Source organism: Pseudomonas cedrina subsp. cedrina, from assembly GCF_001983175.1.
In the GTDB taxonomy this organism is placed as follows: domain Bacteria; phylum Pseudomonadota; class Gammaproteobacteria; order Pseudomonadales; family Pseudomonadaceae; genus Aquipseudomonas; species Aquipseudomonas cedrina.
In genome coordinates, this window is record NZ_MNPW01000013.1 from 90,090 (window position 1) to 110,737 (window position 20,648).

Sequence of the window (20,648 nt, forward strand, 5' to 3'; positions counted from 1 at the left end):
AGTGGTTATGCGAGAAGTTTCTTTAATTACAACGTTTAGGTGGTTGAAGGTGACGGCCCCCTCTGGCGTCTATCAGATTATGCCAACGGTGAATGTTGTTGTTGGGCGCGAGTTGATTGATGAGTACTTGAACTCAGGATTTAGAAAGTATGCTGGTGAGATTGAGTATCAACACTTTAAGAATGCTAATAATATTGTTGTTAGTAATCCCGGAGATGTCGGGTATTGGGATCAGTTTTCGAATGGCGAGGAAATATTGCACTGTTGGATGGTGTGGGTAGATTGGGTTTTACAGGATTCATGGCTAGTTAAAGATAACTGCTTTATTTCGGAAGTTGCATATTGTCGGTCTAATTTAAATGGTGTGCTTGGCTGGTGTAGTAACAGTCTATACGCTCAAGCTTCTATTTCTGATGGTGACAGGCAGTGCTCCATAGAGTTTTCCGAAGGTGATATGAGGGAATGGGGAGAGCGACTGAATACCCTGCGCATGCATCTTGATGAGAAAGGTTATTCAGTATTCACACCGATCGTTTCGAATAAAGCGACTCGGGTGGACAGGTTCTTGAATTTTATTCAAATAGCTAGGCGATCAAGTGTTCCTGCTATGAAGATTTCCCAAATGTGCAGCGCGCTAGAAAGTCTTTTCTCTACAAGCACTACGGAGTTAACTCACCGGCTGTCCGAGCGGGTTGCGTTTTTCATTGGGGAAAGCTCAGAGGATAAAGAGTTAATATATCAGTTTATGAAAAAAGTATACGCCGTACGGTCGCAAGTCACTCATGGTTCGCACATTAACAATGCGGTTGCTGAGTCTACGCCAGAATTAAGCTTAAAGATGTTGGAGTTGTTGAGGAGAATAGTATTCAAGATCTTAGAGGACGACTCCTCGTCTGATGTGGTTTATGGCGACAATGAGTTTATTGAAAGCCATTTTAGAAGATGCCTATTTTTTTGAACTCGACCACCCAGACCCACGGGTTTGCAACCCAGTCACCGCCGACTGATGACCAGAGCAGCTCGAACGATTTGCGCGGGTCAGCGCTGTAGGTATTGATCCCCTCGACGTGCCACCAATCACCCAGTTCGGCATGATCTGTGTAGAGCCGCACGCCCTCGGCCTTGGCCTGGTCCTCCGTGATGTCCTGCAACCGCTCGACGCGCACGGCGGTGATCTCCAGCAGGATGCGGCTATCACGGCGGAACATGTGGATGCTGGGTTTCCAGCGGATTTCGCTGGCGGCGGGGATATTCTCCAGTTCCGGCGGCAGGCACGCGGGGTAGGTGGCGCCGAATGTCAGATAGCCAGGATCGCTATTGCCGACACGCGCCCAGGTCTCGCGCACCCAAAGCCGCTGGCCAGGCACGCCATACGGGCAGTTGTTGCGTATTTCGTCCGGCCCGATTTCATTGCCGGATAGCTCGCAACCCACGGCGCGATCGATGAATGGAAACTTCACCGGCCGCCGCGTGACCGTCTTCCGGCCTTCCAGGATGGCGCGCACCATCGGCGCGGAGAGCAGGATTGGCCGTTCCTTTACCTGGGTCATGGGGTCACCTCGCGGCGTGCCCACCAGCAGACTGGGCCGTTGTCAGTGTCATGGATAGACAGAACAAACCAGCCAGCCCCCTCCGGTTTCGTTGGCTCCCATCCTTCTGCGTCGTAGCCACCCTTGGCTGCCCACTTGTCGTATTCCTCCGCCGAAAGATCATCCTCCAAAGCAACCGAGCGCCATTCGATTTGATGGGCATCGAACCATGCCTTGATGGTCTCGAAGCTTTCTCCCTCTCCCCAATCCGGTACGGCTGGGTGCGTCCAGTTCCCGCAGTTATTGCGCACGACTTCTTTTGGCTCGATCAAAACATTTTCTTCAGACATGACTTCGTCCTTGCCGCTATAGCGGCTGACTTTGAAGGGGGAGGTAGCGGAATCCCGATGCAGGCGATGGGATGCCAGTGGCAGCCAATTCGCGTGAGGGGCTTACTCTGTTCAAGTGAGCAATCAAAAGGCTATCATTTTGGTTTTAACTGAAAGGCAACCAATATGTACGCATTGCTATCTGACTCTTTTTGGTGGATCTCTGTAGTCATTGTGGGACTGGCGATAAATCTAGTTTCGTCATACGCAAAGCCCTTAATTGATGCAGGTTTTGGGGCTGCCTCGAAGAAGTGGAAGTCTTCGAACGATGCAAAAAAAGCAAAAGAACAGGAAGTTATTCATCAGCTCTCAAAAAGTGAATACGAAAGATCAAGATTGGTTCAGAGCGCAAACTACGCCCAGATAAGAGCGCTGTCATTTCAAATGACTGCTGTAATGGGCATGTATATGACAATTACTGCCGGAGTGGAGCTTGGATTAATTTTTCTAGCCAGCGCTGTTTTTACTATTACATGCTTGGTGTTGGCACTTTCACAATTGATGTCAGCGCAAAAGCAGAAAGGTTATGCCGATGAGGGAGATAAACTTGCTAAAAACAGTTCCGTTGTCTAGCTAATATTCAACTGCCTATCTATTCAACAGTTCATGGGCTTTAAGAATCTTCATGCCAAGGCGTTCGGCGATCAGGACTTCCAGCCGGGCGCCCTTTGAATGCTCCCAGTCCGGCAGCAGGGCGATCATTCCGCACAAGCCCAGACGGGTGAGGTCGTAGGCCATGTAGTCGGCCCACTGGGCGCCCTCGACGACGCCGTGGTCAGCCGGGTTCTCGACTTCGTAGCCCTGGGCGCGCAGCTGATCGGCCACGGCGTTGAAGGCTGGGTAGTTGAAGTCGGCGATACCAGTCATCGGCCCGGCGACGTAGACGCGGTTGGCGCGGAGGGTTACGCCGGCCGCGCAGGATTTGTTTTCTGTAGGCATGGGGAGTCCTTGCAGGGCTATGCCCGGTCGGTGGAGTGGGGGAGTTGGAAAAACCCCAAGTGGAAGGCTTGGGTAGAGAGGCAGACCATCGAACACTACCGTCAGCGCATCGTGTTGTGAGCTGACCAAAATCGAGAGTTCTACCGCATGAAACAACTTGCCGCTGACCTGATGTACCAGGTACTGATTGAACTGATTTTTCGCGGCCTCAGCTGGCTGGCCGAGTGGGTCTTGGCCGTTCCGCTGGGGTGAATTACGCTGCTCGGGCTTGACGCTCTTCGGCACGCCACGGGTCGTTGGCACGTGCCAGCGCTGCCATCGGCGGCGGGCTGACGCTGTTGCCGCACATGTGCACCTGCTGAGTTTTGGTGAACGGCTTGCCGTCGGCACCGTGGCTGATGATGTAGTCGGCCGGGAAGCCCTGGGCCTTGTACAGTTCGGCCGGTTTCAGCATCCGCAGGCAGATGTCGACGATCACGTAGGGGGTGCCCTTGACCATGACTGTGACCATGGCCAGGCGGTCCTTGGTGGTGATCGTCGGTGCCGGCGAGTCGCAGGCGCTGATGTTCTCGGTGCCGTAGTAGCTGATCAGGAAGGCCGCCACGCGCAGCGCGCCGGCTTCATGCTCTGGCGAGAGCGTGAGTGACACCAGGGAGCTCTTGCCACCGCCGCCGGCCGTGATCGTCGGCGCCGGATCCTCCAGGCCCTGGCCAACACTGCCGCCGAATGCCCGCTCCATGAATGCGCTGACCAACCCGTGGTGCTGGCCGCCGGCGCTGACGGTGTGCAGCGGGTCGCTTACGTCCCGTGCATCGCAGTTGCCGCGCAAGTGCACCAGGTTCGCCGCCACCAGCTGCTGCTGACTGCCGGTGTTGGTCACCGTGCTCATCGGGTCTTCGATGCTCTTGGCGGCCGTGGTGTTGAAGCCACCATTCATCTGGGCCACGAACACCGTGGAGATGCCCATGGCGTGAGCAGCACCAGCCGGGCGTTGATAGTTGCCGCCGCTGGTGATGGTCGGCAGCGGTTCATCCAGCGCCTTGCCCGCGTCGTTGAATCGAAACTTCACCAGATGCGCTGATGCGATCGAGTGCCCTCCGCTTGCTGTTACGGTGCCCAGCGGGTCAGCAGAGGATTTGCAGCCATCTCCCCAACGCTGTACGCCTCCTGGCTTCCCTTCACCGTGAGCAGCGGTAACCATCACGGGGCTGATCATCGTCAGCTCACCTCGATTCGCGCAGGTCACCGTCGGCAGCGGCTCAAGCGGGTCATTGATGCGATCGCTGCCCTGGTGCGTTGCCGGTGCGATGATCGGGCTGACCACCGAGAAGGCCCCGCCCTTCGGGTAGGAGGTGACGGTGCGCAGCGGTTCGTCGGCAGACTGCACCGTCTCGCCCGACCAATTGGCGATCGGCACAATGAACGGCGCCGCGCTATCGATGACGAATTTCTTCATTCCCTTGGCAACGCGGCGCAGCGTGGCCGGCGCCAGGTCCTTCTTGCGACCGAAAATGCTTTTGCCCAGGTCGCTGAAGTCGATGCAGTCAGCGGCTGTTTTCCACTTCTGCTGGCCTTTAGCGGGGTTCTTGGCGTGGGTTGGCTCCGGCCACACGATTGGCTGACCGTCGCACCGGGCGATCATGAACAGGCGCTCCCGGCTGGTCGGCGCGCCGAAGTCGCAGGCCTTGATCACCTTCCACTCAACGACGTAGCCCATGCCTTCCAGCAGGGCGACGAAGCGGCGCCAGGTGCGGCCGCGCTGCTTCGGGTCAGGAATCAGAAACTGCTGGCCCACCGGCACAACTTCACCAGGTGCGGCAATGTCGCCACCGAGTTTCACCACTCGGCCGGTGGCCTTGTCGCGCTTGGCGATCAGTCGGCCCCACTGCAGGATTTGTTTCACGTTCTCCAGGCTGATCACCCTGGGCCGCTTCATACCTGCCCACTTGAGGCCGATCCACGATAGGTTGCGGATCTCGCGCTTGCGCGGTTGGCCGCCGGCTGCTTGGGAGTGGTGCGTGCAGTCTGGCGACATGTGGAACCAGCCCACGGCCTTGCCGCCGCACTCTGTGTCCGGATCACCCTCGAAAACGTCAGTGGTGAAGTGCTGGGCGCCCGGGTGATTGACGGTGTGCATGCTGATCGCTTGCGTGCTGTGGTTCTTCGCCACGTTCACCGCGCGGCCGAGGCCCATCTCCAAGCCGGTACCGGCACCGCCACCACCACAGAAGAAGTCGACAATGATCTCATCGTCCTGAGGGTTGAAGCCGAGTCCGTATTGGGTTTTGAAATCGAAGGGGTGTTTCTTCTGTTGTGCGGACATAGGGGATCCTCGCCAGCTGGCGTGATTCGTTGATATGGGGTATTTATGTTCGGTTCTGGGTAATAAGCCCGAACTTATAAGGGAGATAGAAGTGCAAGCACCAACGGATAACCTGTACAAATTCCTCGCGATTTCGGGGCTCATCTGCATGCTGTTTTTCTATTTCGATTACAACCAGCGTAAGGAGCAACTCCAGAACAAAAAGGACGAGTGGATAGTTAGTGCGCTAGAGCTGAATTCAGCCCTCGACGCCTCTTCTCGAGAGCTGAAGGCGCTTGAAATGCGCTATCAAAAGTTTGGGTCTCAAGCAAAAACCGCAGAGGAATTAAAGGCCGAATTCGACCGAACAGCCACTTTTCAACAAGAATTCAACAAGCTTGGTATTAAGGTCGAGCCAACCTCTTACAAGCTGCAAATTGTCCAGCGACTAGAGGAAGAATTAGCTGCGTTAAAAAGCCGGTACACGTCCTATTCAGCATGGTCCTTAGGACTCTTTCTCCTCGGCATCGTCCTTTGGTACTACCGAACGCAAAGGCATTTAGACGCGAAAGAAAGGACCTAAAGTGGACGGTATCGGTCAGGAGAATCTGGTGCTGGGTAGATTCCATGCGATGGGGAATATGGCTATGGCGGCGCTGATGCCTTCTGGCGGTCGTTACACGCCGAACCTCAAATGAATCGCTCATACATCGCTCAATGCATGCGCCGCCCTCCGTCTCCGGTGGTGGCAAATTGGTTGGGTATGGGGTATTACGGGTGACCGGCATGGAGCCGGATCAAGGAGAAGGCAGATGTCTCAAGAAGCAAAAATCATTGCTTTGGAACACATTGTGTTTCAACTGTTGAAAGAACTTGATCTAAGGCACGGTCTGTCTTCTGACATGATCCTGGAGAGAGCCTTGGGATCAATTCAGAGCAAAGATTATCCGGGTGATCCAGTGCGCGCCGCCGCTGCATCCGGAGCTCTAAAAGATGCGTGGGCATTTTTGGGAAAGAAGTAAAGATCTTCTGAGATAATCGGCGAAAGCGAATAGAAAGGCCGGTCTCCCGGCCTAATTTTTACTTCGGATCGAACGAGCCAAGCGACAAGACGGCAGCCTCGACGATTTTTTCCTGCAGAACGGACTTGAACTCTTGGCCGATGTCTTCGCGCTGGACCTCTTCACCGACCCAGCGCAGTTTCAGAACTGGCTGCGCGCCGCTGGTGATAACGGAGAGGCGCAGCGTGATGACTTGCTCGGTCAGACCTTCGAACGGGATCGTGCTGAATTGCAGGGACACCGGCAGGGTTTCCTTGCTGCGCGCCTCGATTTGATCCATTGCGCTGCGGCTGGCGCTGGTCTCGCCCACAGTGGTTTCCGATTCGCTCGACGCCTTGATGGTGATAGTGCGAACGGCTGCGATAGCCTTGGCCACCGCAATGGCGTTGCCAGCTTCGTCTACTGGGGTGAGGTACTGATGCCAGTCTTCGATCCAGTCGCTTAGGTCTTTCTGGCTGATGCCGCGCCCGCCGATTTGCTGGGCGGCGGTGTAGCCGGCGGTTGGCTTCAGCTTGAGGACGGCGCGGTCATCGGCGTGACCGGGCACATCGGCGGTGCCCAGGTTGAACAGCAGGACACAACTCATCGCGTCCTGATCGATGAAGCCGCGTGCGCCAAGAGCTGCACGCTCAACCACGTAGGCGCTGAAGTCTGCCAGCGAGTGGGTGCTGTAGGTGCCACGGAAGCGGCTACGTCCGGCCTGGAACTTCTCCAAGTCGATGATCCGCGAGCTTTCCGGCAACACCACGGTAGGGACGAGTGTTTCCAGCTTCTTGCCGTTGGCTTCCAGCGCCGTATCGGTGATCAGCTGAATTGCATCTTTGGTAAGTGACATCGCTTATTTCCTTGGATTGCGGAGGGAGGGTGAGCGGGGTAGATCATGTGCGCTTGGGAATCGGCGCGTCGTCGCGGCTGAAAAGCTGGTCGTGCTTCTCCGCGAAGAGGGTCACGCGGCCGCCGGTGCCCACGTGCATGGGCGTGTCGAGGCTGGTGTTTTCGCTGCGGGCGCCACGCTTGGTCGGCACCTTGTAATCGAGCTTGTGCTTGATCTTCACCTGGTGGGATTCGCCGATCTGGCTGAAATCCAGGGTGATAACCAGCTTCCCGGACTTGCCATGGTCAACAACCCCCGCGGCTACCTCGGAGATGGCGTGGCCAATTTGGCTGGCGAAGGCGCCGCCGTTGAGTTCTTCAAGAAACTCTGCTGTATCTGTTGCTGTGGACATGACTGTTTCTCCGGGATCGCTGAAAGGCGGCTGGGTTGAGATTGCGCTGGCGGATGCGACTAATGGCAAAATTGCGGCTTTAGGGTGAGAATGGATGCATCAAATCCAATGCGCGAAGCTAGTCAAGGAGAAGGTTTTGAGGGAGGCAATTGCGATCGTATTAGTAACTTTTATTTTGGGAGTAAGTCTTTTTAGCATGTATCGCTTTTCCATTGAAAAGGGAGGGCGTAGCAGTGACGAGAATATACCTCCAATAAGTAATGCCTTGATGGTATGGCTGGCACTTGTCATTGCAGGTTTAGTTTTACTATCTTTTGTGGCGCTATACGGCAGGCGCCTGAACCTCGATAATAATATTGGTCAGATTGGTGACTTTGTCGGCGGACTCATAAATCCAGTGCTTAGCTTTCTAGCATTGTTGGTGCTTTTAAGAACCACTCTTATCCAAACTGGCGAGGCCAGAAAAACAACGGATTTTATGAGGCAGCAACAAACAATATTAGAGTCTGAGAAGTTCGAGGCTACATTTTTTCAATTGCTAGATAGAGCGGAAAAATATTGTGAAATTTATCTTCGAACAAAGCCGGATGAAAACGGCAAGGCTAAATCGAAAGCTGATAAAGCCTGTGAAGATATTTTAGCACGTCGAGAAGAGTTTTCCGGTAAGAGTGTTAAGGGTCAATTGAAGCTAGCGAAGGCTCATGTTAATGCAGTATTAGAGCATGATGTCTTTATGAATTTCTTTTTCAGGGCTGCTCGAGTGGTTAACTTTGTCAATAATTCAAATATCCCTGATGACAATAAATCCTCATACTTGGGCGTATTTAGGGAGACTTTACTGCCGCCCGAGCGTATATTGTTTTCTAACTATATTTTTTTCAACTATAGGCATATGCGTTTGCTTTTGCGTAAGTGGGGGGTTAATCATCTGCGCGAGCACGGATATGTAGCGAAAGTGGTTTATGATTATTATAATTCTGAAAAAGACTGAATATGGTCAAATCCATTTTTTCAATTTTAATCAAGATATATCTGAAGGAGTTGAGTGATGCCGACCTTCTATCGTTGCCCCACGTATTACATTATGTCGATTTCGTGGAGCACGCTTTTAAAAAGCGGCGCAGACTTTTTCGATCCAGGCGCGAGGGCGTGAGCGATCAAGTGCTAGATGAGCGCTCGGTCTTTCGTCTCGCCTAGTTCGACGGTCAGCGCCGCAGTCGATCAAGCATCCCCTGTCGGAAGTAATGGCGAATGATGTCGGACGGAATTTTTGCCTTCGGCGGCGCAGGCGGCATATCCTCGGCCCGGCCATTCAGCACCAGCAGTTTCACCGCCTCGCGGACTTCCTCTATCTCATGCCCGCGCATCAACTCGTCGAGCATCTGCCGGGTGCCGTAGGGGACCGTGTGCCGCAATTCCTGCTCGCCCAGTTCCTGCTGTTTCTCGGCAAGCTTGGCTGTGCGTTCCTTCTGTTCGGCAGCCATGGCCTACCTCTTCTATTCCGCTGGCCGGCAGTGCGAGCCAGGTTTGACGTTTGCGTTGCTGGGTGCGGGCTATGCGGCGCATGAGTCGACCTTCACCTGGTGCCAGGCGCCGACGGCTTCGAAGATCCGGGCGGCGTGCTCTTCGTCCAGCGACATCGCCTCGGGAATGGCAATCCAGCCTGAGGCTACCATCTGGCTTTGGTTGGCCTCGTCGCGGAGCTTCTTGTAGCAATGCTCGATCACGTCTTCCAGGTGGTCGGAGAGGTAGTTGCCTTCGGGCGCAATCTCCACCGACTTGCTGTAGCGGTCGCCGCGGGCGTCAATACAGAGCGCGCTCAGGTAAATCGTCCACCGGTGAGGAATGCCGCAGACGGCCTGGCCAATCCTCCCCGGCGCGATGTTCTTCAGCGACTTGTAATTGATCATGCCCTGGCGGCCGCTGGGGTCGATGTTGACCACTGCGACGTGGTTGGATGCCAGCAGCGAGCGGCACGACCGGGCGATTCGTGCCTGCAGGTTATGCCGCTTGCGCTTGCTCATAATGCCTCCGCGAGTTTCCGCAGCGCGCTACGCTCGGCCCTGGTGATTGGCGGCTTGCGGCGCTTGAGGATTGTTTCGGGATCGATCTTGGTGGAGCGCTTCGGCGGTGGAGGGTTGATCGCCGGGCTTTCGCCCAGGTAGATCGTTCCGCCGGCCGCCAGGAACTGCGCGGTGCGCTCCGATATTGAGTCGGCGTGCTGGCGTTGCTGTTCGACCAGGTTGAGGTGGTTGCTGATCATGGCTGCCTCACTTAATTCTGATTGAACTGTCGCCGCGCTCAAGGTGAGCCCATTTCGGCTCTTCGAGCAGCTCGTGTTCGGCATCTTCGCCGGCGGCCATACGCTTGCGCACCGCCTCGTTGTGATCGCGGATTTCCTTAAGTTTGGCGGCAATTGCTTTTTTGTCCGGGGCAATGCTCGATTTCACAGTGGTCAACTCGTCCGGCACCGCGTCTTCGTTGTCGACGATCACCCGTTCACTTCCCATCGCTAGAGTGATGGTGAAGAGCGGACGCTTGATCGACTTGATGTTGGCGGCTTCCATGTTCCGGCGCAGGTAGTCGCTGATCTGCGACACGCTGTTGGATTTGATCCGCTTGAGTTCGGCCAGGCGCTCGATTTCGCTTTCGATGGCCGTCACGTCACTTTCGATATTGCGGCGCAACATGACGATGTTGTCAGCCTTGATGTTGAAATCGCCTTGAACCTCGTCCATGGCGTGCTGCAAAGCCTCTTTCAGGCCTTCATCATCAGTGTCGGCCATGGCCTGAAGTTCGGCGAGTTTGCCGGTGAGTGCGTAGAGCTGGGTCATGCTGCTGCCTCCGCGCCTTTCTCAAGGCTTGCTTTGCGTTCTTCGAATGCGCGAGTGATACGGGCAATGAACGCGGGCTCATTGCGGCGAGTGGCTTCGCGGATGTATTTCACGTTCAAGGTTTTGAGTTCGTACACAGTGACGGCTTTGCCGATGGTCTCAACCGCAGAAGCAAGCCAGTCGACACGCTCCTGTTTTTGGCGAAGCATCTCGGCGTCTTTGTCCTCCGCCTTTTCAAGCTTGAACTCTTCGGTGATTGTGTCGACGTAGGTTGGATCGTCGAACATGCCCATGTAGATGTCGGCGGCGAACCCCAGTGGCTGCAAGCATTTACCAATGGCGTCAGTTAACGATTTTTTCGCCGCGTCCCAGTCTGTAAGTATTTTTCCCTGCTGCAGGTAGATGAATGGCGTATGGCCGTAGTGCTGAACCGTGCATTTCTGCCCTGCGTTGCCCAAGTACCAAAGTTCGATTTTTACGGTGTGCAGCTTCGCGCAGATCATCGGAGCTTCTGGCCACTCTTTTGTGGGCCCCTGGAGCGGTGCACCTTCGTCAAATCGATCCTCTAGAACGTTCCAGCCCCAACCCTCACCACATGGGCCGAAAATTTCGGTCGCCTTGCGCATGAGGTAGGTTGGCCTGATCGCAGTGCCCTTAAAACCACCTGCGCCGGTGTATTTTTTAGTTGCATCGGGGTCGGTCGTGTTGACCTGATCCCAGATCCTGGTTTTGTCGGACATCACTTATTCCTCCAGCCGTCAGCACGCTTGACCAGTTCCTTGAAGGAAGCGGCTGGCAGCCTGCTCATGTATTTTTTGTTGTCGCGGTACCATTCTTCCAAGGCCGCCTTGGGCGTCTGGATGGCAACGACGTGCGAGACCTGCTGCTTGTATGAGGTCGAGTTGGCGACTTGCGAGTAATACGCGCCGCGCACAACCACGGTATTGGTCATTCCCTGTTTGACCAGGCTGTTCAGCTCTTCCTGGGATTGAACGGCAATGGCACCGGGGTGCTTCTGCTGGAACAACCTGTAGCAGGCCTCCCGTACAAGCTCGGTACTGCCGTACTCGACGTATTCAACGTCCGGGATGCCCGCCTCGATCTTCTCTGCCACTTCATCCAGGCGCCCGGTGTCGATCCAGGCGTTTTTGGATACTTGCTTCAGGTCCCAGCCGCTGACCGTTTGGCGATCGCGCTCAAGCTGCAGGTGCTCGGGGAGGATGTCGTAGCCGTAGGTCAGGTCTGTGTCGCAGACGAAGAGCGTTCCGACGTAGAGCTTCCCCGGCCGGGAGGGCAGAATGTGGCCGTACTTAGTGCCAATGACGTCGCTCATTGGCGGTTGCATGCGAAGGCACATGCTGCGGATTTCCGTTTCGTCTTCCTCGGTGAGGCCGGAGACAACGAACTCAACACCCTGATTCTGCCGATGTGCCGGCGTCTCATTGATGCACAACACTTCCGCGTCGAACTGGTCGCTATGCCGGAACTCCGGAACCCACTGTTTGTTGCCGTTCCAAACCTTCACGTCGTAGCCGTTCCGGGTAAGCACCAGCAAAGCGATTTTGTAGCCTTCGCCAAAGCTACCGATGGCGTCGGCGCGGTCGGCCTTTGACGTACTACCCAACACCAGGGTGCTGGCTTCCAGCCTTGCAAAGCGGCTGGTGATGAACAGTTGGCCGTCGGCGAAGGCGTATTCGAAAGGCGACTCGCTATCCAGCGCATTCTGGACCAGCTCCCGGATGGCCTCTTTCAGACCCCAGTGGCGGACGTAATCGCGGGACAGGGGAAGTTCGTAGGACTTGGAACGAATGCGATCTGCAATTGCTGCGAGCATGGCGATACTCCCGCGCCGTCCTTGCGGGGCGCTGTGAGGTGTATGGTTATTGGGTGATTCGATCAGCGAGGGCGCTGAGCAGCATCAGGAACGTAAAGAGGGCGAGGACAGGGAAGGCGCCGCGCCAGATGAGCATGCGTCGGGTGCGCTGGCGGGTTGTCAACGTCGGACCCTCACCGCAATCCGGCCACCTTTCATGGTCGGTGCCAGGCGCTGGGGCAAATCCCGCACCAGGTCCTCACGCTTGCGGCCGATGAGCTCGTTGAAGGGAAGGCCGAAACCCAGGATGGCGATGCGGCGCTCGATGTCGTCGAGCTGCTCGTCGATCAGCGATCTAACCGGTGCGGTGGTCATGCTGCCTCCTTACGCAGCCGGCTGATCTTCAGTAGCCAGGCGCTGTAGTGGTGGAACTCTTCGGCGTTGATGGCGCCGGTAGTGAAGTGGCGGACGATCAGGCCCTCAGTCAGTGACTCGGCAAGGTCTGTTGTGTCCGGATGCTCAAGCTCGAGCAGAGCGGTGGTTATCGCGACGTGCGGGCTCACAGGTCCGCATCCACGTCGTCTTCGGCCGCTTCCCGCTCCGCTGCTACAGCTTCGGCGGCGTAGGGCCTGAGCAGGTCCATGGCGATCTTCTCGGCGGCTTCGATGGGGCGGGGCTGGCCGATCAAGTCGGCGGCGTGGCCGCGCGAGTCCGCCTGGCCGCCGAGGATCGACGACAGGAACAGCCGAGCAAGTGAGTCGCGCTCGTCCAGGCCATCGATCTGGCGTTGGTTCAGGTGGCCTTGCAGGTAAGTGCAGAACCGGTCAAACGTAACCGCTTGCGGCTGGCCGTGGCGGCGCTTCCACTTGATATCGACGCCGCACACCAGCTGTTCCGCTGACTGTTCCAGCCACTCCTGTTCCGGATTGGCCTCGCTGATCTCTGGAGGCAACTGAGCGTCGTAACGCTCCTGGCATATCTTCAATGCTGCGTTCATGCTGCCTCCGGCCAATGGCGTTCGATGCTCTCTTTTGCGTAAGGCGACAGCCGCTGATAGCCGTTCACCGATCCGCAACCAGGCATGGTTCCTTCCAGTTCGACGCAGGCGCGTATGTCGCATCGGCGTGAGCAAACCCAGCCACCGTAGTGGCAGCGGTGTACCTCGCCTTGCGGCTCTGGGTGGTAGGCAAGCCCGGCTTTCCACGACGGCGAGCCCCGTAACTTGAGGCCGCATCCTCGGCAAACAGCTTGAGTTTTAGTACAGTTATGCATGGCGACCTCCAGTGTTTGGGGTTAGGCGGTCGCCTTGGCGATGATGGATTCGGCGTCGGCCAGGGCCGCGTGGTAATTGCCCAGGTGCGCGGCGCCGAGCCTTGCCAGCCCAACTAGATTTGTCAGGCTCTCCAGCAGGTCGCGAGAGGCCGCCATTGCTTTCGCGGTGGAAAGCGCTTCGGCGTGGGTGATCTCGCAACCAGCAATCACCGGGTGTGCATCGCGCTGAACCACAATCGCAACACCCTGATACGCCGCACTGCGATCTGTATCGATGATTCGATAGCCGCCTGTGACCGCGACCTCTTCAACTTGAAGTGCCATGTCGATTCCTCTGTGGTTCACCTGTATTCGTCAACACTCATGCCTCCCGCTGGTTGCCGAAGGGCGCAGGGATATGTGTACAGATGGATAAATTCGGGACAATAAAAACCCGGAGTTAACCGGGTTCTATAGTGTCGGGCTCACTCGCTATGAAGTGGGCGGAAGGTGCGTGGCTCGGGATTTATGTATTAGCCAAATATGACTACGCCGTCATCAGCAGCCAAGGTAAACGCACGCTGCCATTCCTGATAAAGCAGCCAGAAATTACCGCCGATTTGCTCAGCTTTACCTGCATACTCTGCATAATCTTTAGAGAGCTTGGAACTGATGATCGGGCCGATATTCCCGTCGCTGTCAGTGAACTGAATTTGCTCGAAGAAGGGGCCTTCGCTAGCCGCCCATGCTCCAGCGTCATACCCCTCAGCTTCACCATCAGGGCCTATGTATTTGGTAAGCGGATAACCAGCCATCTGCGCGAGCTGATCGCGCCAAGCGTTATAGCTGCTGTAACTTCCCGCCCGAAAATCTATGTTGTCGCCACTCAAATGGTAAGGAACGCCGGGCTCGATTCCATCAAGACGACCTGGGAAGTCATCACTATCATTAAATTCGCGAAAGTTCTGCCAATCTTCTAGGTAGCCGTCTTCATCACGCTTAGCGTCAGGCGCGAGCACCAGCTTGCTGTATGCGGAAATGTCCAGTCCCATTTTTCATTTCTCCGTTGATTACTCATCAAAAGGTGCGACAAAAGCCAGACCATATTCGCCAGTTTATGCCACGCCTGCTCCACAGACGCTACCTCCCAGTCATCTTCCGAAAGCACCTGATACAGGTGCTGACGTGAAATCTTCTGGTGCCGGCTTCCCGCTACTGGCGTCGGTCACCGGTTTGAATCAAATGTCACTCCAGCCGCGGGCCTTTCGGCTTGTTCTCCCGCTGGATAACTGTTCTTGGCGCTTTACGCTGCACGCCCGGGTCAGTTGCCAACCCTCTGAACCGTTTAGGCCGGTTCATCGCTGCCTTTGAATCTGGGCCGGTGGTTATCCGGCAAGGGTGAATCGGTGTGACCAAAGAGCGGTCAGGCCCTGAGGCCCTGGCGAGTCCCTGTTGGGTGACCCGATGGAACAAATATAAGCTCGCTTATTTTATTCGTCAATAAGCAGGCTTATATTTTTTATCGAGGGCGATAAAAAGCCCGCTCAGTGGCGGGCTCACTTATGCGTCGCAGTATTCTCGCCAGCCGATCCTGACTGTTTCTCCTTCCAGGGTCTCGACTCGGACGCCGGCCGTTTCGCTGATCTCATCCAGAAGGCGTTGCCAGTCCTCGGGCGCTTCATGCTCCAGCCTACACACGGTCACCGCCTGGTACTTCTGAACGCCTGGAGAGGCAATCAGGGCTTGTAGGCGACGGCCGGCCGCCTCGTACGAGGATGGCGGTTTCGAGGTGGTAAAAGCTGGACTTTGCATGCGACTCTCCTGGTCATTACTGGATATATGTACAGTATTGATGGCGTGCGATATTGGCAAGCTGCATTTGGATCCATAATGCATTTATGCATAAATGGTCTAAGGGTGACTTTCCCCCACGCAATAAAAAGCCCGCAAAAGCGGGCTCTGGTAGCCTGTTGGTGTCAATCGCTGATCGGTGGGTATTTGCCGCTCACCGAGTCTCTATAAACGATCTCGCTGAATAGCCTGGGTCCGTCGCGCATCGTCACAAGGGCTTGCTTGGCCTCTTCCTTCGTTGCAAATGGGCCGGCACCTACAGCCAGGCCGATCATCGAAACAACCGGAAGCCCGGTTCCGGTAATAGCTTCAATGGTGCTTTGCTGCTCTTCCTCGTCCCGGCAGGTAGTCGAGGCGACCCAGCCGTTTTTCAGCCGTGGTGCTGCGGCAGGCTCAACGTCCGCTCCGCAGTGCTTGCACTTGATCGCAGCAGTCTTGATGCTCTCGGCACACATTGGGCATGGGCGAGTATTTTTTTCTGCCTGGGCAGCAGCAGGGGAGCCTTTACCGCCCAGCAAAACCATGAGTAGGCCGGCGAGCGCAATCACTCCGCCAACAATGGTGTGGATCTGGCGGTCAGCCATGAGCCCCAGGTTGTTTACTCGGCCACCCGCGCCGGTCGAGACGGACACATCCATACTCAGCGCGAAGATGAGCCAGCAGATGCCGGCTATCAGCGCGAACGTCCCAAGTCCTTTCATTGGATCCCTCCCGTAATTGAGCCCGCACTCTACCATTCGTGGCGCACAGCCACCATTTGTGGGCGTCAGTCCGGCTCCTGGGCTCTCAACCTGGCAAGCCCCTGTTTGATATGTCCGGCGTTCTCGCCAATCGTCTCCAGGGCACCGCGGACGTTATCGCCAGCTTCAGCATTGCCTTGTCCTTCAACGAGCAAGGTCAGCTCCATAAGTGCAGCTTCAAGAGCGAGCTGGTTCTCGTAGATTCGTTCCAAGGTGTCCGAGAGAGAGTATTCGGGTGACGGCATTGCTTGGTCTCCAATAGAAAGAAGGGAAAGCATAGCCGCGGACAAAAAAAATGGCCCGCTTATGTGCGAGCCTAATGGGAATTCTTCAAAGGAGTAGGGCGACCTTACCCCCTGTTCTGTAAATGCCAGGTGAAAAGGATGTCGCAAAAGCAGAAAGCCCGCACGGGGCGGGCTCTCTGTAACACTTGGGGCGCCGATCCGTCAGCACGGCCAGTTTGCAATCGCCAGGATTGCCAGCTCAATAGGGGCACGATGAAGGGCAGATACAAGAAGCTTCAGTAGAGCTATCCGGCGATCCCTCCTTTGGACATATCGATCTCAAACGCAATTTCTTCAGCGAGCTTTTGGACGCATGAGCTGTCTGCAAGCTTGGCTAGGTTGATACCTGTCGTACAAAACATCGCCTCATACTCGGGCTGCCTGACGAAGACGGTAACTGTCCATCCGTTGATCAAAATGCAATCTACCTGGTGCCCTGGCAGACTCCGTTCTAGATCCTCTGTCAGCGATATCTTCTTCCAAGTGTGCATGATGGCGTACTAGCGTGGCAGTGATGCACGATTGACATGCTGCTGCTGAAAAAGTGCCAACGTCAGATGCGAGACGCCCAGCGCTGGCCTGGCGTTTTGCAATCAATTCTCGGACAAAGAAAAGCCAGCGATGGGGAGTGCGGGCTTAAAGGGATGTGCACTAGGAGCTGGTGTAACCGTAAGCGAGCTGTGAAAAAATCGTGAACAGGTTTATCAATACATGCTTAACGCGATAGCGCTACTTCGGCTGATCAACGATTTCGCCATAGCCCGGGGGTATCATGGGTGTCAATGACCCAGCGCTAGCTTGGATGGCAGCTTTTTTTTCGATAGCTGCTCTGTTTGCAGCATCAAGAACTAACTGCGCTCGTAGGTTATGCAATGAGAGCATTCCTTCAAACAGGCCCATCATTTTTATTAATACGAAACTAAAAGTTGCAGCAATTAAAAAGCAACAAATACTTGAATATGTCATTCCGTGCCATTCGGTCGAAATTTTTTCAAGTGGAGATTTTAATGCAGAGCTTATAATTACAACTAGCAATGCAGCTACGGTGGCACTGAGCAGACCAATCCAATAGTACTGCTGCCTCGTTAGTGATGCCACAATCCTCTTGGCGTCATTCGGAGTAAGTCGATCTGCCTGCACAAAATTTGCTGTTATCGGCATGACTTGCATTAAGGACGCCGCTAGAAATCCGAGAAATGCAATTAATCCTTCTTTCATGTCAAACCAAAATGAAAGCGGCGTGAAGTACGCTGCTGCAACTCCTGATAAAAGAGGTAGCATTAGCGATGCTATCATTCTCTTTGTAGGTCGCCGCATATTAATTTACTCGATGATTTTTCCATTAGCGACAAAGTTTGAATAAGCTTCAATTGTAGCACGTAAAACGTCAGTAGGGTCTAATAGCGATCCTATTATCTCATTGTTACCGTCCATGGAGGTTATTAGCTTTATTGATGCATTATGATGAAGCTTTATAGTTCCATCACTGCCGATTTTTCCGCCTTTAGCTCTGACCTGTAACTGGCTATCCGGCAGATTGCGTAGCCCAGTTTCCAATTGGGTAAGGGCTACACGATCAATTCGACGCTTCTTGGTTTTAAATCCGATGTGGACTTGAACGTCTAACTCCGCATCTGGAGGCACAGACTGCATGAGAGACGCTACATTGGCTTCCCCTCCTAAAAGTTCAGCGAGAATTTTACGAGCGGTAGCCCACCCAGTAGTTCTCCCTGTATCGATTTGGCCGTGCTCAGTGACTTCGCTTATCTTGTCGATGATTTCAGGCTGCTCTCTATTGTTGTCAAATTTCAGAGGTGGAGGTGTCGCAACGCCACCTATAATGATTTCCTGGATATCAGCTAAATCTCCACCCATATCGCCAATATCAAATTTTGATGTCAGGGTTACTTCATTTTCCGAGCCTAGGGTTGTGGACTTAGTCTTTAACAACCACGCTAAATAGCCCTCAAGGTCAGCAGTTTTTAGCGACATACTTTGAACAACGAATGCATGATCGTCTTTTATCATCCAGAACATTTGAGAGTGCACGTATTCAGATTGTTCAGGCGCTTTCAGTTGCTGAACTGGGACCGATTGTGCTTTCTGATCAGCTGTCTTGGCCAATGCCTGCAAATGGCCTTTTGAAAAATGAAGTATATCCCCAAATACGAAACCTAAACTTTGAGAGGAGTCTTGATACAAGTTGATAAAATAGTTGTCTGCTCCATCTTCGCGGAGGCGCTCTAAATATCGATGCTTTAGCTGTATCCCGCCATCCACGGGGTAGTCCATCGCAGACCTTATCATCTCTTCTAAGCTGTATTTAACACCCGAAGGACGTACAAATTTTCGATACTGTATTGTGATTTGTTTTCTTGCGTTCGACATTGCTAACTCTCCCTGTATTGCATGTTGTAAAATTTAGGTGCTTCGTGATTTTTTGTAAGCAACTAATTTTGTTCCAACCAAGATATTGCCTTTTATTTTTATTCGCGTCGCTCCTCGCGCTCGCGTTCCCTTTATCACGCGCTTGCTTCAGTTCTGCTCCACTCAGCTTTATTCGCGGAGCCCATAGAAGTAGTTCAGCGCTATCAGCTCAACCACGGCCACGATGGTGCAGAGCACAACGAAGCCAGGGCTGAACACCCGCTTGCGATTGGATGAGGCTCCGCCCAGCCAGCCCGCCTCGGAAGCGCCAGGTATCACCATGAGCAACGTCAACCAAGCCCAAACCCAAAACTTGCTCCAGAAGCTCTGCTCTCGCCATGCAGTCATTGGCTCACTCTGGGTGGCAGCATTAGGAAAACCATCCATACCCAGGACACTTCATGGCTCTGAGGCGACGCAAAAGCGCTAGTGACTCTGTATATTCATAATCCGAAGCGCCCATCATTGACCGATGAGCGTACTGCAAAAAATCTTCAACCTGTTGGCGATCTGCGATTTGCTTGAAATTACGACATTGCTCTAGCCGCTCAGCTTCCGTGACGGGCATAGATACTGCGTCTATCTGTTTTTCGTACTCGGTTTTTTCTTTCGGCGTGCTGAAGCAGCCCGAGAGGATAAGAGGTGCGACTAGCAGGGCCACAATCCGTAAAGCGTTCATCACCACATTCCTTGTGCGCGCGAGCGCCGATCAGCTCGCGATAGTTCGGTCTATGTTGCCGCGTCAGACGCGTCTATTCGGGCTTGCTTCTGGTGATCCGCCCGGCCTTCACCTCATCCGCATACCCAACCAGCCTGCCGGCTTCCTCGTAAAGCGTTCCTACTAACCCCGCCAGGGCTATGGCGTCGGCATCGCTCAGCTTTTTCGCAAGCTTGCCTAAGTCGATGCAGGACTGTTCAAGGTTGAAAGAAATAGCCTTGAGGTCGCGGCGTAGCTGCTGGTTCGGTTTGGTGAGGGGCATGGCTAATCCTCGAGGATTGTCAGTAAAACTTCTGCAACGCCTGCACTACCACGCCCACGATCCGGCAATTCTCATCGACCGCCTCGATGGGGTAGCTTGGATTCAGCGGCTTCAAGAACAGCCGGCCGCCGTCGCTGACCAGCTTCTTGAATGTCGCTTCGTTGCTGTCCGGCAGCTTGGCTACGACCAGCTTACCTGGGGCAACCTCAGCCTCAGTGTCCACCAGGATCAGCGTGCCCTCGGTGATGCTCTGGCCAGCGGGCGCCGTCATCGAGTCACCTTTAACTCTCAGCCAGAAGGCAGGGCCTTTGGAGTCGTACTCCGAAAACTCGTAGGTGTCCGAGATTCCAGCCGGGTAGGGCTCCACCGCTTCAGACCAAGCGCCCGCAGACACCCAGCTAATCACCGGATAGCGGAAGCTCTGAGGATTCTGGGCAGCCAGCGATACGTTCGACTCTTCCTTTTTTGAGTCAATGACCATGGGGCCAATATCGTCCGACAGCCAAATAGCACTCACGCCGCATATGTGGGCGAATTTTGGAAGGTGTGCGCTTTGAAGGTTCTTGCCTGTCTCCAGCTGGGAGATCAGGGGCTGCTCAACACCGGAAACCGTCGCCAGTTTTGCCTGGGTCAGCTTCGCGTGTTTCCGCGCTTCTTTTAGACGTTCTGCAAGTGTGCTCATGCACATGAATTTATAAGTTCCCTTATTGGCTTGCAAATAAGCCTGCTTCTACTTAGGATATAAGCAGGCTTATCAGGAGGGCTCTCATATGACCCCTATCGAAAAGCTCGTCGACTTCTTCGGCGGGCAAACCAAAACCGCTTTAGCGCTCGACGTTTCCCAAGCAGCAGTTTCGTACTGGGTTGCCGGGATTCACCCGATGCGCGCCGAAAAGGCTTTCAGGGCTGAAGAGCTGACCGGTGGGAAGATTACTGCTCGCGAGCTGTGCATGCCACAGAAGCGCGCCAGATCCGCTGCCTGACATCCATCTCCACCGCCCCATTGAGCAAATGATCGCCTC

The 20,648-nt window shown here is 54.7% G+C and carries 32 protein-coding genes; 6 read left to right on the forward strand and 26 right to left on the reverse strand.

Features of this window, described 5'->3' with window-relative positions; translation table 11 throughout:
* The first annotated feature begins 7 nt into the window (after positions 1-7).
* Positions 8-958 carry a HEPN domain-containing protein gene (locus tag BLL36_RS24295; protein WP_076954147.1) on the forward strand — a complete coding sequence of 317 codons (951 nt, stop codon included), beginning with the start codon at positions 8-10 and terminating at the stop codon, positions 956-958.
* Here the strand turns inward: BLL36_RS24295 and BLL36_RS24300 are convergent.
* Together BLL36_RS24300 and BLL36_RS24305 are read right to left on the reverse strand one after the other, a co-directional pair.
* A complete protein-coding gene (locus BLL36_RS24300; RefSeq protein WP_076954148.1) occupies positions 936-1,550 on the reverse strand; it encodes a hypothetical protein in 615 nt (204 codons plus the stop codon). The genes BLL36_RS24295 and BLL36_RS24300 overlap by 23 nt on opposite strands.
* Positions 1,547-1,879 (reverse strand): hypothetical protein, encoded by a 333-nt coding sequence (locus BLL36_RS24305; protein WP_076954149.1) that lies wholly within the window; start codon positions 1,877-1,879, stop codon positions 1,547-1,549. Before BLL36_RS24305 ends, BLL36_RS24300 begins: the two co-directional genes overlap by 4 nt.
* A gap of 165 nt (positions 1,880-2,044) precedes the next feature.
* On the opposite strand from BLL36_RS24305, the gene BLL36_RS24310 reads away from it, so the two are divergent.
* Positions 2,045-2,491 (forward strand): hypothetical protein, encoded by a 447-nt coding sequence (locus BLL36_RS24310; protein ID WP_076954150.1) that lies wholly within the window; start codon positions 2,045-2,047, stop codon positions 2,489-2,491.
* 15 nt (positions 2,492-2,506) lie between these two features.
* Here the strand turns inward: BLL36_RS24310 and BLL36_RS24315 are convergent, their stop codons facing one another.
* Positions 2,507-2,857, reverse strand: a complete 351-nt coding sequence (locus BLL36_RS24315) for a DUF4406 domain-containing protein (RefSeq protein WP_076954151.1) — start codon at positions 2,855-2,857, stop codon at positions 2,507-2,509.
* 253 nt (positions 2,858-3,110) lie between these two features.
* A complete protein-coding gene (locus BLL36_RS24320; RefSeq protein WP_076954152.1) occupies positions 3,111-5,180 on the reverse strand; it encodes a DNA cytosine methyltransferase in 2,070 nt (689 codons plus the stop codon).
* A gap of 91 nt (positions 5,181-5,271) precedes the next feature.
* Between BLL36_RS24320 and BLL36_RS24325 the strand changes: the two genes are divergently transcribed.
* Positions 5,272-5,742 carry a hypothetical protein gene (locus BLL36_RS24325; protein ID WP_130925993.1) on the forward strand — a complete coding sequence of 157 codons (471 nt, stop codon included), beginning with the start codon at positions 5,272-5,274 and terminating at the stop codon, positions 5,740-5,742.
* A 229-nt stretch (positions 5,743-5,971) separates the two neighbouring features.
* Entirely contained in the window at positions 5,972-6,181 is a 210-nt protein-coding gene (locus tag BLL36_RS24330) for a hypothetical protein (protein WP_076954154.1), read from the forward strand.
* Positions 6,182-6,239: 58 nt separating this feature from the next.
* Here the strand turns inward: BLL36_RS24330 and BLL36_RS24335 are convergent, their stop codons facing one another.
* Together BLL36_RS24335 and BLL36_RS24340 are read right to left on the reverse strand one after the other, a co-directional pair.
* The gene (locus BLL36_RS24335; RefSeq protein ID WP_076954155.1) at positions 6,240-7,055 is read right to left on the reverse strand and encodes a DUF2303 family protein; all 816 of its coding nucleotides are present in this window, start codon (positions 7,053-7,055) and stop codon (positions 6,240-6,242) included.
* Positions 7,056-7,098: 43 nt separating this feature from the next.
* The gene (locus BLL36_RS24340) at positions 7,099-7,446 is read right to left on the reverse strand and encodes a hypothetical protein (protein ID WP_076954156.1); all 348 of its coding nucleotides are present in this window, start codon (positions 7,444-7,446) and stop codon (positions 7,099-7,101) included.
* Positions 7,447-7,540: 94 nt separating this feature from the next.
* Here BLL36_RS24340 and BLL36_RS24345 point away from each other — a divergent pair, with 94 nt between their 5' ends.
* Positions 7,541-8,437, forward strand: coding sequence for a hypothetical protein (locus BLL36_RS24345; RefSeq protein ID WP_076954157.1), 897 nt, complete (start codon positions 7,541-7,543; stop codon positions 8,435-8,437).
* A 214-nt stretch (positions 8,438-8,651) separates the two neighbouring features.
* On the opposite strand, the gene BLL36_RS24355 is transcribed toward BLL36_RS24345, so the two are convergent.
* The 20 genes from BLL36_RS24355 to BLL36_RS24450 form a co-directional block, all read right to left on the reverse strand.
* Positions 8,652-8,930 (reverse strand): hypothetical protein, encoded by a 279-nt coding sequence (locus tag BLL36_RS24355; protein WP_076954159.1) that lies wholly within the window; start codon positions 8,928-8,930, stop codon positions 8,652-8,654.
* 69 nt (positions 8,931-8,999) lie between these two features.
* Positions 9,000-9,470, reverse strand: coding sequence for a hypothetical protein (locus tag BLL36_RS24360; RefSeq protein WP_076954160.1), 471 nt, complete (start codon positions 9,468-9,470; stop codon positions 9,000-9,002).
* Positions 9,467-9,709 carry a hypothetical protein gene (locus BLL36_RS24365; RefSeq protein WP_076954161.1) on the reverse strand — a complete coding sequence of 81 codons (243 nt, stop codon included), beginning with the start codon at positions 9,707-9,709 and terminating at the stop codon, positions 9,467-9,469. The genes BLL36_RS24360 and BLL36_RS24365 overlap by 4 nt, the downstream gene beginning before the upstream one ends.
* 7 nt (positions 9,710-9,716) lie before the next feature.
* On the reverse strand, positions 9,717-10,280 hold the full coding sequence (locus tag BLL36_RS24370) for a siphovirus Gp157 family protein (RefSeq protein WP_076954162.1): 564 nt from the start codon (positions 10,278-10,280) through the stop codon (positions 9,717-9,719).
* A complete protein-coding gene (locus tag BLL36_RS24375; protein ID WP_076954163.1) occupies positions 10,277-11,020 on the reverse strand; it encodes a hypothetical protein in 744 nt (247 codons plus the stop codon). Before BLL36_RS24375 ends, BLL36_RS24370 begins: the two co-directional genes overlap by 4 nt.
* Complete coding sequence (locus tag BLL36_RS24380; protein WP_076954164.1) at positions 11,020-12,114, reverse strand: hypothetical protein; 1,095 nt, start codon at positions 12,112-12,114, stop codon at positions 11,020-11,022. Before BLL36_RS24380 ends, BLL36_RS24375 begins: the two co-directional genes overlap by 1 nt.
* Before the next feature lie 159 nt (positions 12,115-12,273).
* The gene (locus tag BLL36_RS24385; protein ID WP_076954165.1) at positions 12,274-12,468 is read right to left on the reverse strand and encodes a hypothetical protein; all 195 of its coding nucleotides are present in this window, start codon (positions 12,466-12,468) and stop codon (positions 12,274-12,276) included.
* On the reverse strand, positions 12,465-12,656 hold the full coding sequence (locus BLL36_RS24390) for a hypothetical protein (RefSeq protein WP_076954166.1): 192 nt from the start codon (positions 12,654-12,656) through the stop codon (positions 12,465-12,467). Before BLL36_RS24390 ends, BLL36_RS24385 begins: the two co-directional genes overlap by 4 nt.
* Positions 12,653-13,090, reverse strand: coding sequence for a hypothetical protein (locus BLL36_RS24395; RefSeq protein WP_076954167.1), 438 nt, complete (start codon positions 13,088-13,090; stop codon positions 12,653-12,655). The genes BLL36_RS24390 and BLL36_RS24395 overlap by 4 nt, the downstream gene beginning before the upstream one ends.
* Positions 13,091-13,386: 296 nt before the next feature.
* Positions 13,387-13,689 (reverse strand): hypothetical protein, encoded by a 303-nt coding sequence (locus tag BLL36_RS24400; protein WP_076954168.1) that lies wholly within the window; start codon positions 13,687-13,689, stop codon positions 13,387-13,389.
* Between the two features lie 188 nt (positions 13,690-13,877).
* A complete protein-coding gene (locus tag BLL36_RS24405) occupies positions 13,878-14,396 on the reverse strand; it encodes a hypothetical protein (RefSeq protein ID WP_076954169.1) in 519 nt (172 codons plus the stop codon).
* 508 nt (positions 14,397-14,904) lie between these two features.
* A complete protein-coding gene (locus BLL36_RS24410; RefSeq protein WP_076954170.1) occupies positions 14,905-15,156 on the reverse strand; it encodes a DUF1654 domain-containing protein in 252 nt (83 codons plus the stop codon).
* 164 nt (positions 15,157-15,320) lie between these two features.
* Positions 15,321-15,896, reverse strand: coding sequence for a hypothetical protein (locus BLL36_RS31380; protein ID WP_231998972.1), 576 nt, complete (start codon positions 15,894-15,896; stop codon positions 15,321-15,323).
* Between the two features lie 65 nt (positions 15,897-15,961).
* Positions 15,962-16,180, reverse strand: a complete 219-nt coding sequence (locus tag BLL36_RS24420; protein WP_076954171.1) for a hypothetical protein — start codon at positions 16,178-16,180, stop codon at positions 15,962-15,964.
* A gap of 768 nt (positions 16,181-16,948) precedes the next feature.
* On the reverse strand, positions 16,949-17,500 hold the full coding sequence (locus BLL36_RS30780; protein ID WP_130925994.1) for a hypothetical protein: 552 nt from the start codon (positions 17,498-17,500) through the stop codon (positions 16,949-16,951).
* Between the two features lie 42 nt (positions 17,501-17,542).
* Positions 17,543-18,607, reverse strand: a complete 1,065-nt coding sequence (locus tag BLL36_RS24430) for a hypothetical protein (RefSeq protein WP_076954173.1) — start codon at positions 18,605-18,607, stop codon at positions 17,543-17,545.
* Positions 18,608-18,775: 168 nt separating this feature from the next.
* Positions 18,776-18,994 carry a hypothetical protein gene (locus BLL36_RS31385; protein ID WP_076954174.1) on the reverse strand — a complete coding sequence of 73 codons (219 nt, stop codon included), beginning with the start codon at positions 18,992-18,994 and terminating at the stop codon, positions 18,776-18,778.
* Positions 18,995-19,016: 22 nt separating this feature from the next.
* A complete protein-coding gene (locus BLL36_RS24440; protein WP_076954175.1) occupies positions 19,017-19,325 on the reverse strand; it encodes a hypothetical protein in 309 nt (102 codons plus the stop codon).
* Between the two features lie 73 nt (positions 19,326-19,398).
* Positions 19,399-19,626, reverse strand: coding sequence for a BAR domain-containing protein (locus BLL36_RS24445; protein ID WP_076954176.1), 228 nt, complete (start codon positions 19,624-19,626; stop codon positions 19,399-19,401).
* A 19-nt stretch (positions 19,627-19,645) separates the two neighbouring features.
* A complete protein-coding gene (locus BLL36_RS24450) occupies positions 19,646-20,314 on the reverse strand; it encodes a LexA family protein (RefSeq protein WP_076954177.1) in 669 nt (222 codons plus the stop codon).
* Positions 20,315-20,396: 82 nt separating this feature from the next.
* Here BLL36_RS24450 and BLL36_RS24455 point away from each other — a divergent pair, with 82 nt between their 5' ends.
* A complete protein-coding gene (locus BLL36_RS24455) occupies positions 20,397-20,609 on the forward strand; it encodes a transcriptional regulator (RefSeq protein WP_076954178.1) in 213 nt (70 codons plus the stop codon).
* Positions 20,610-20,648 lie beyond the last annotated feature (39 nt).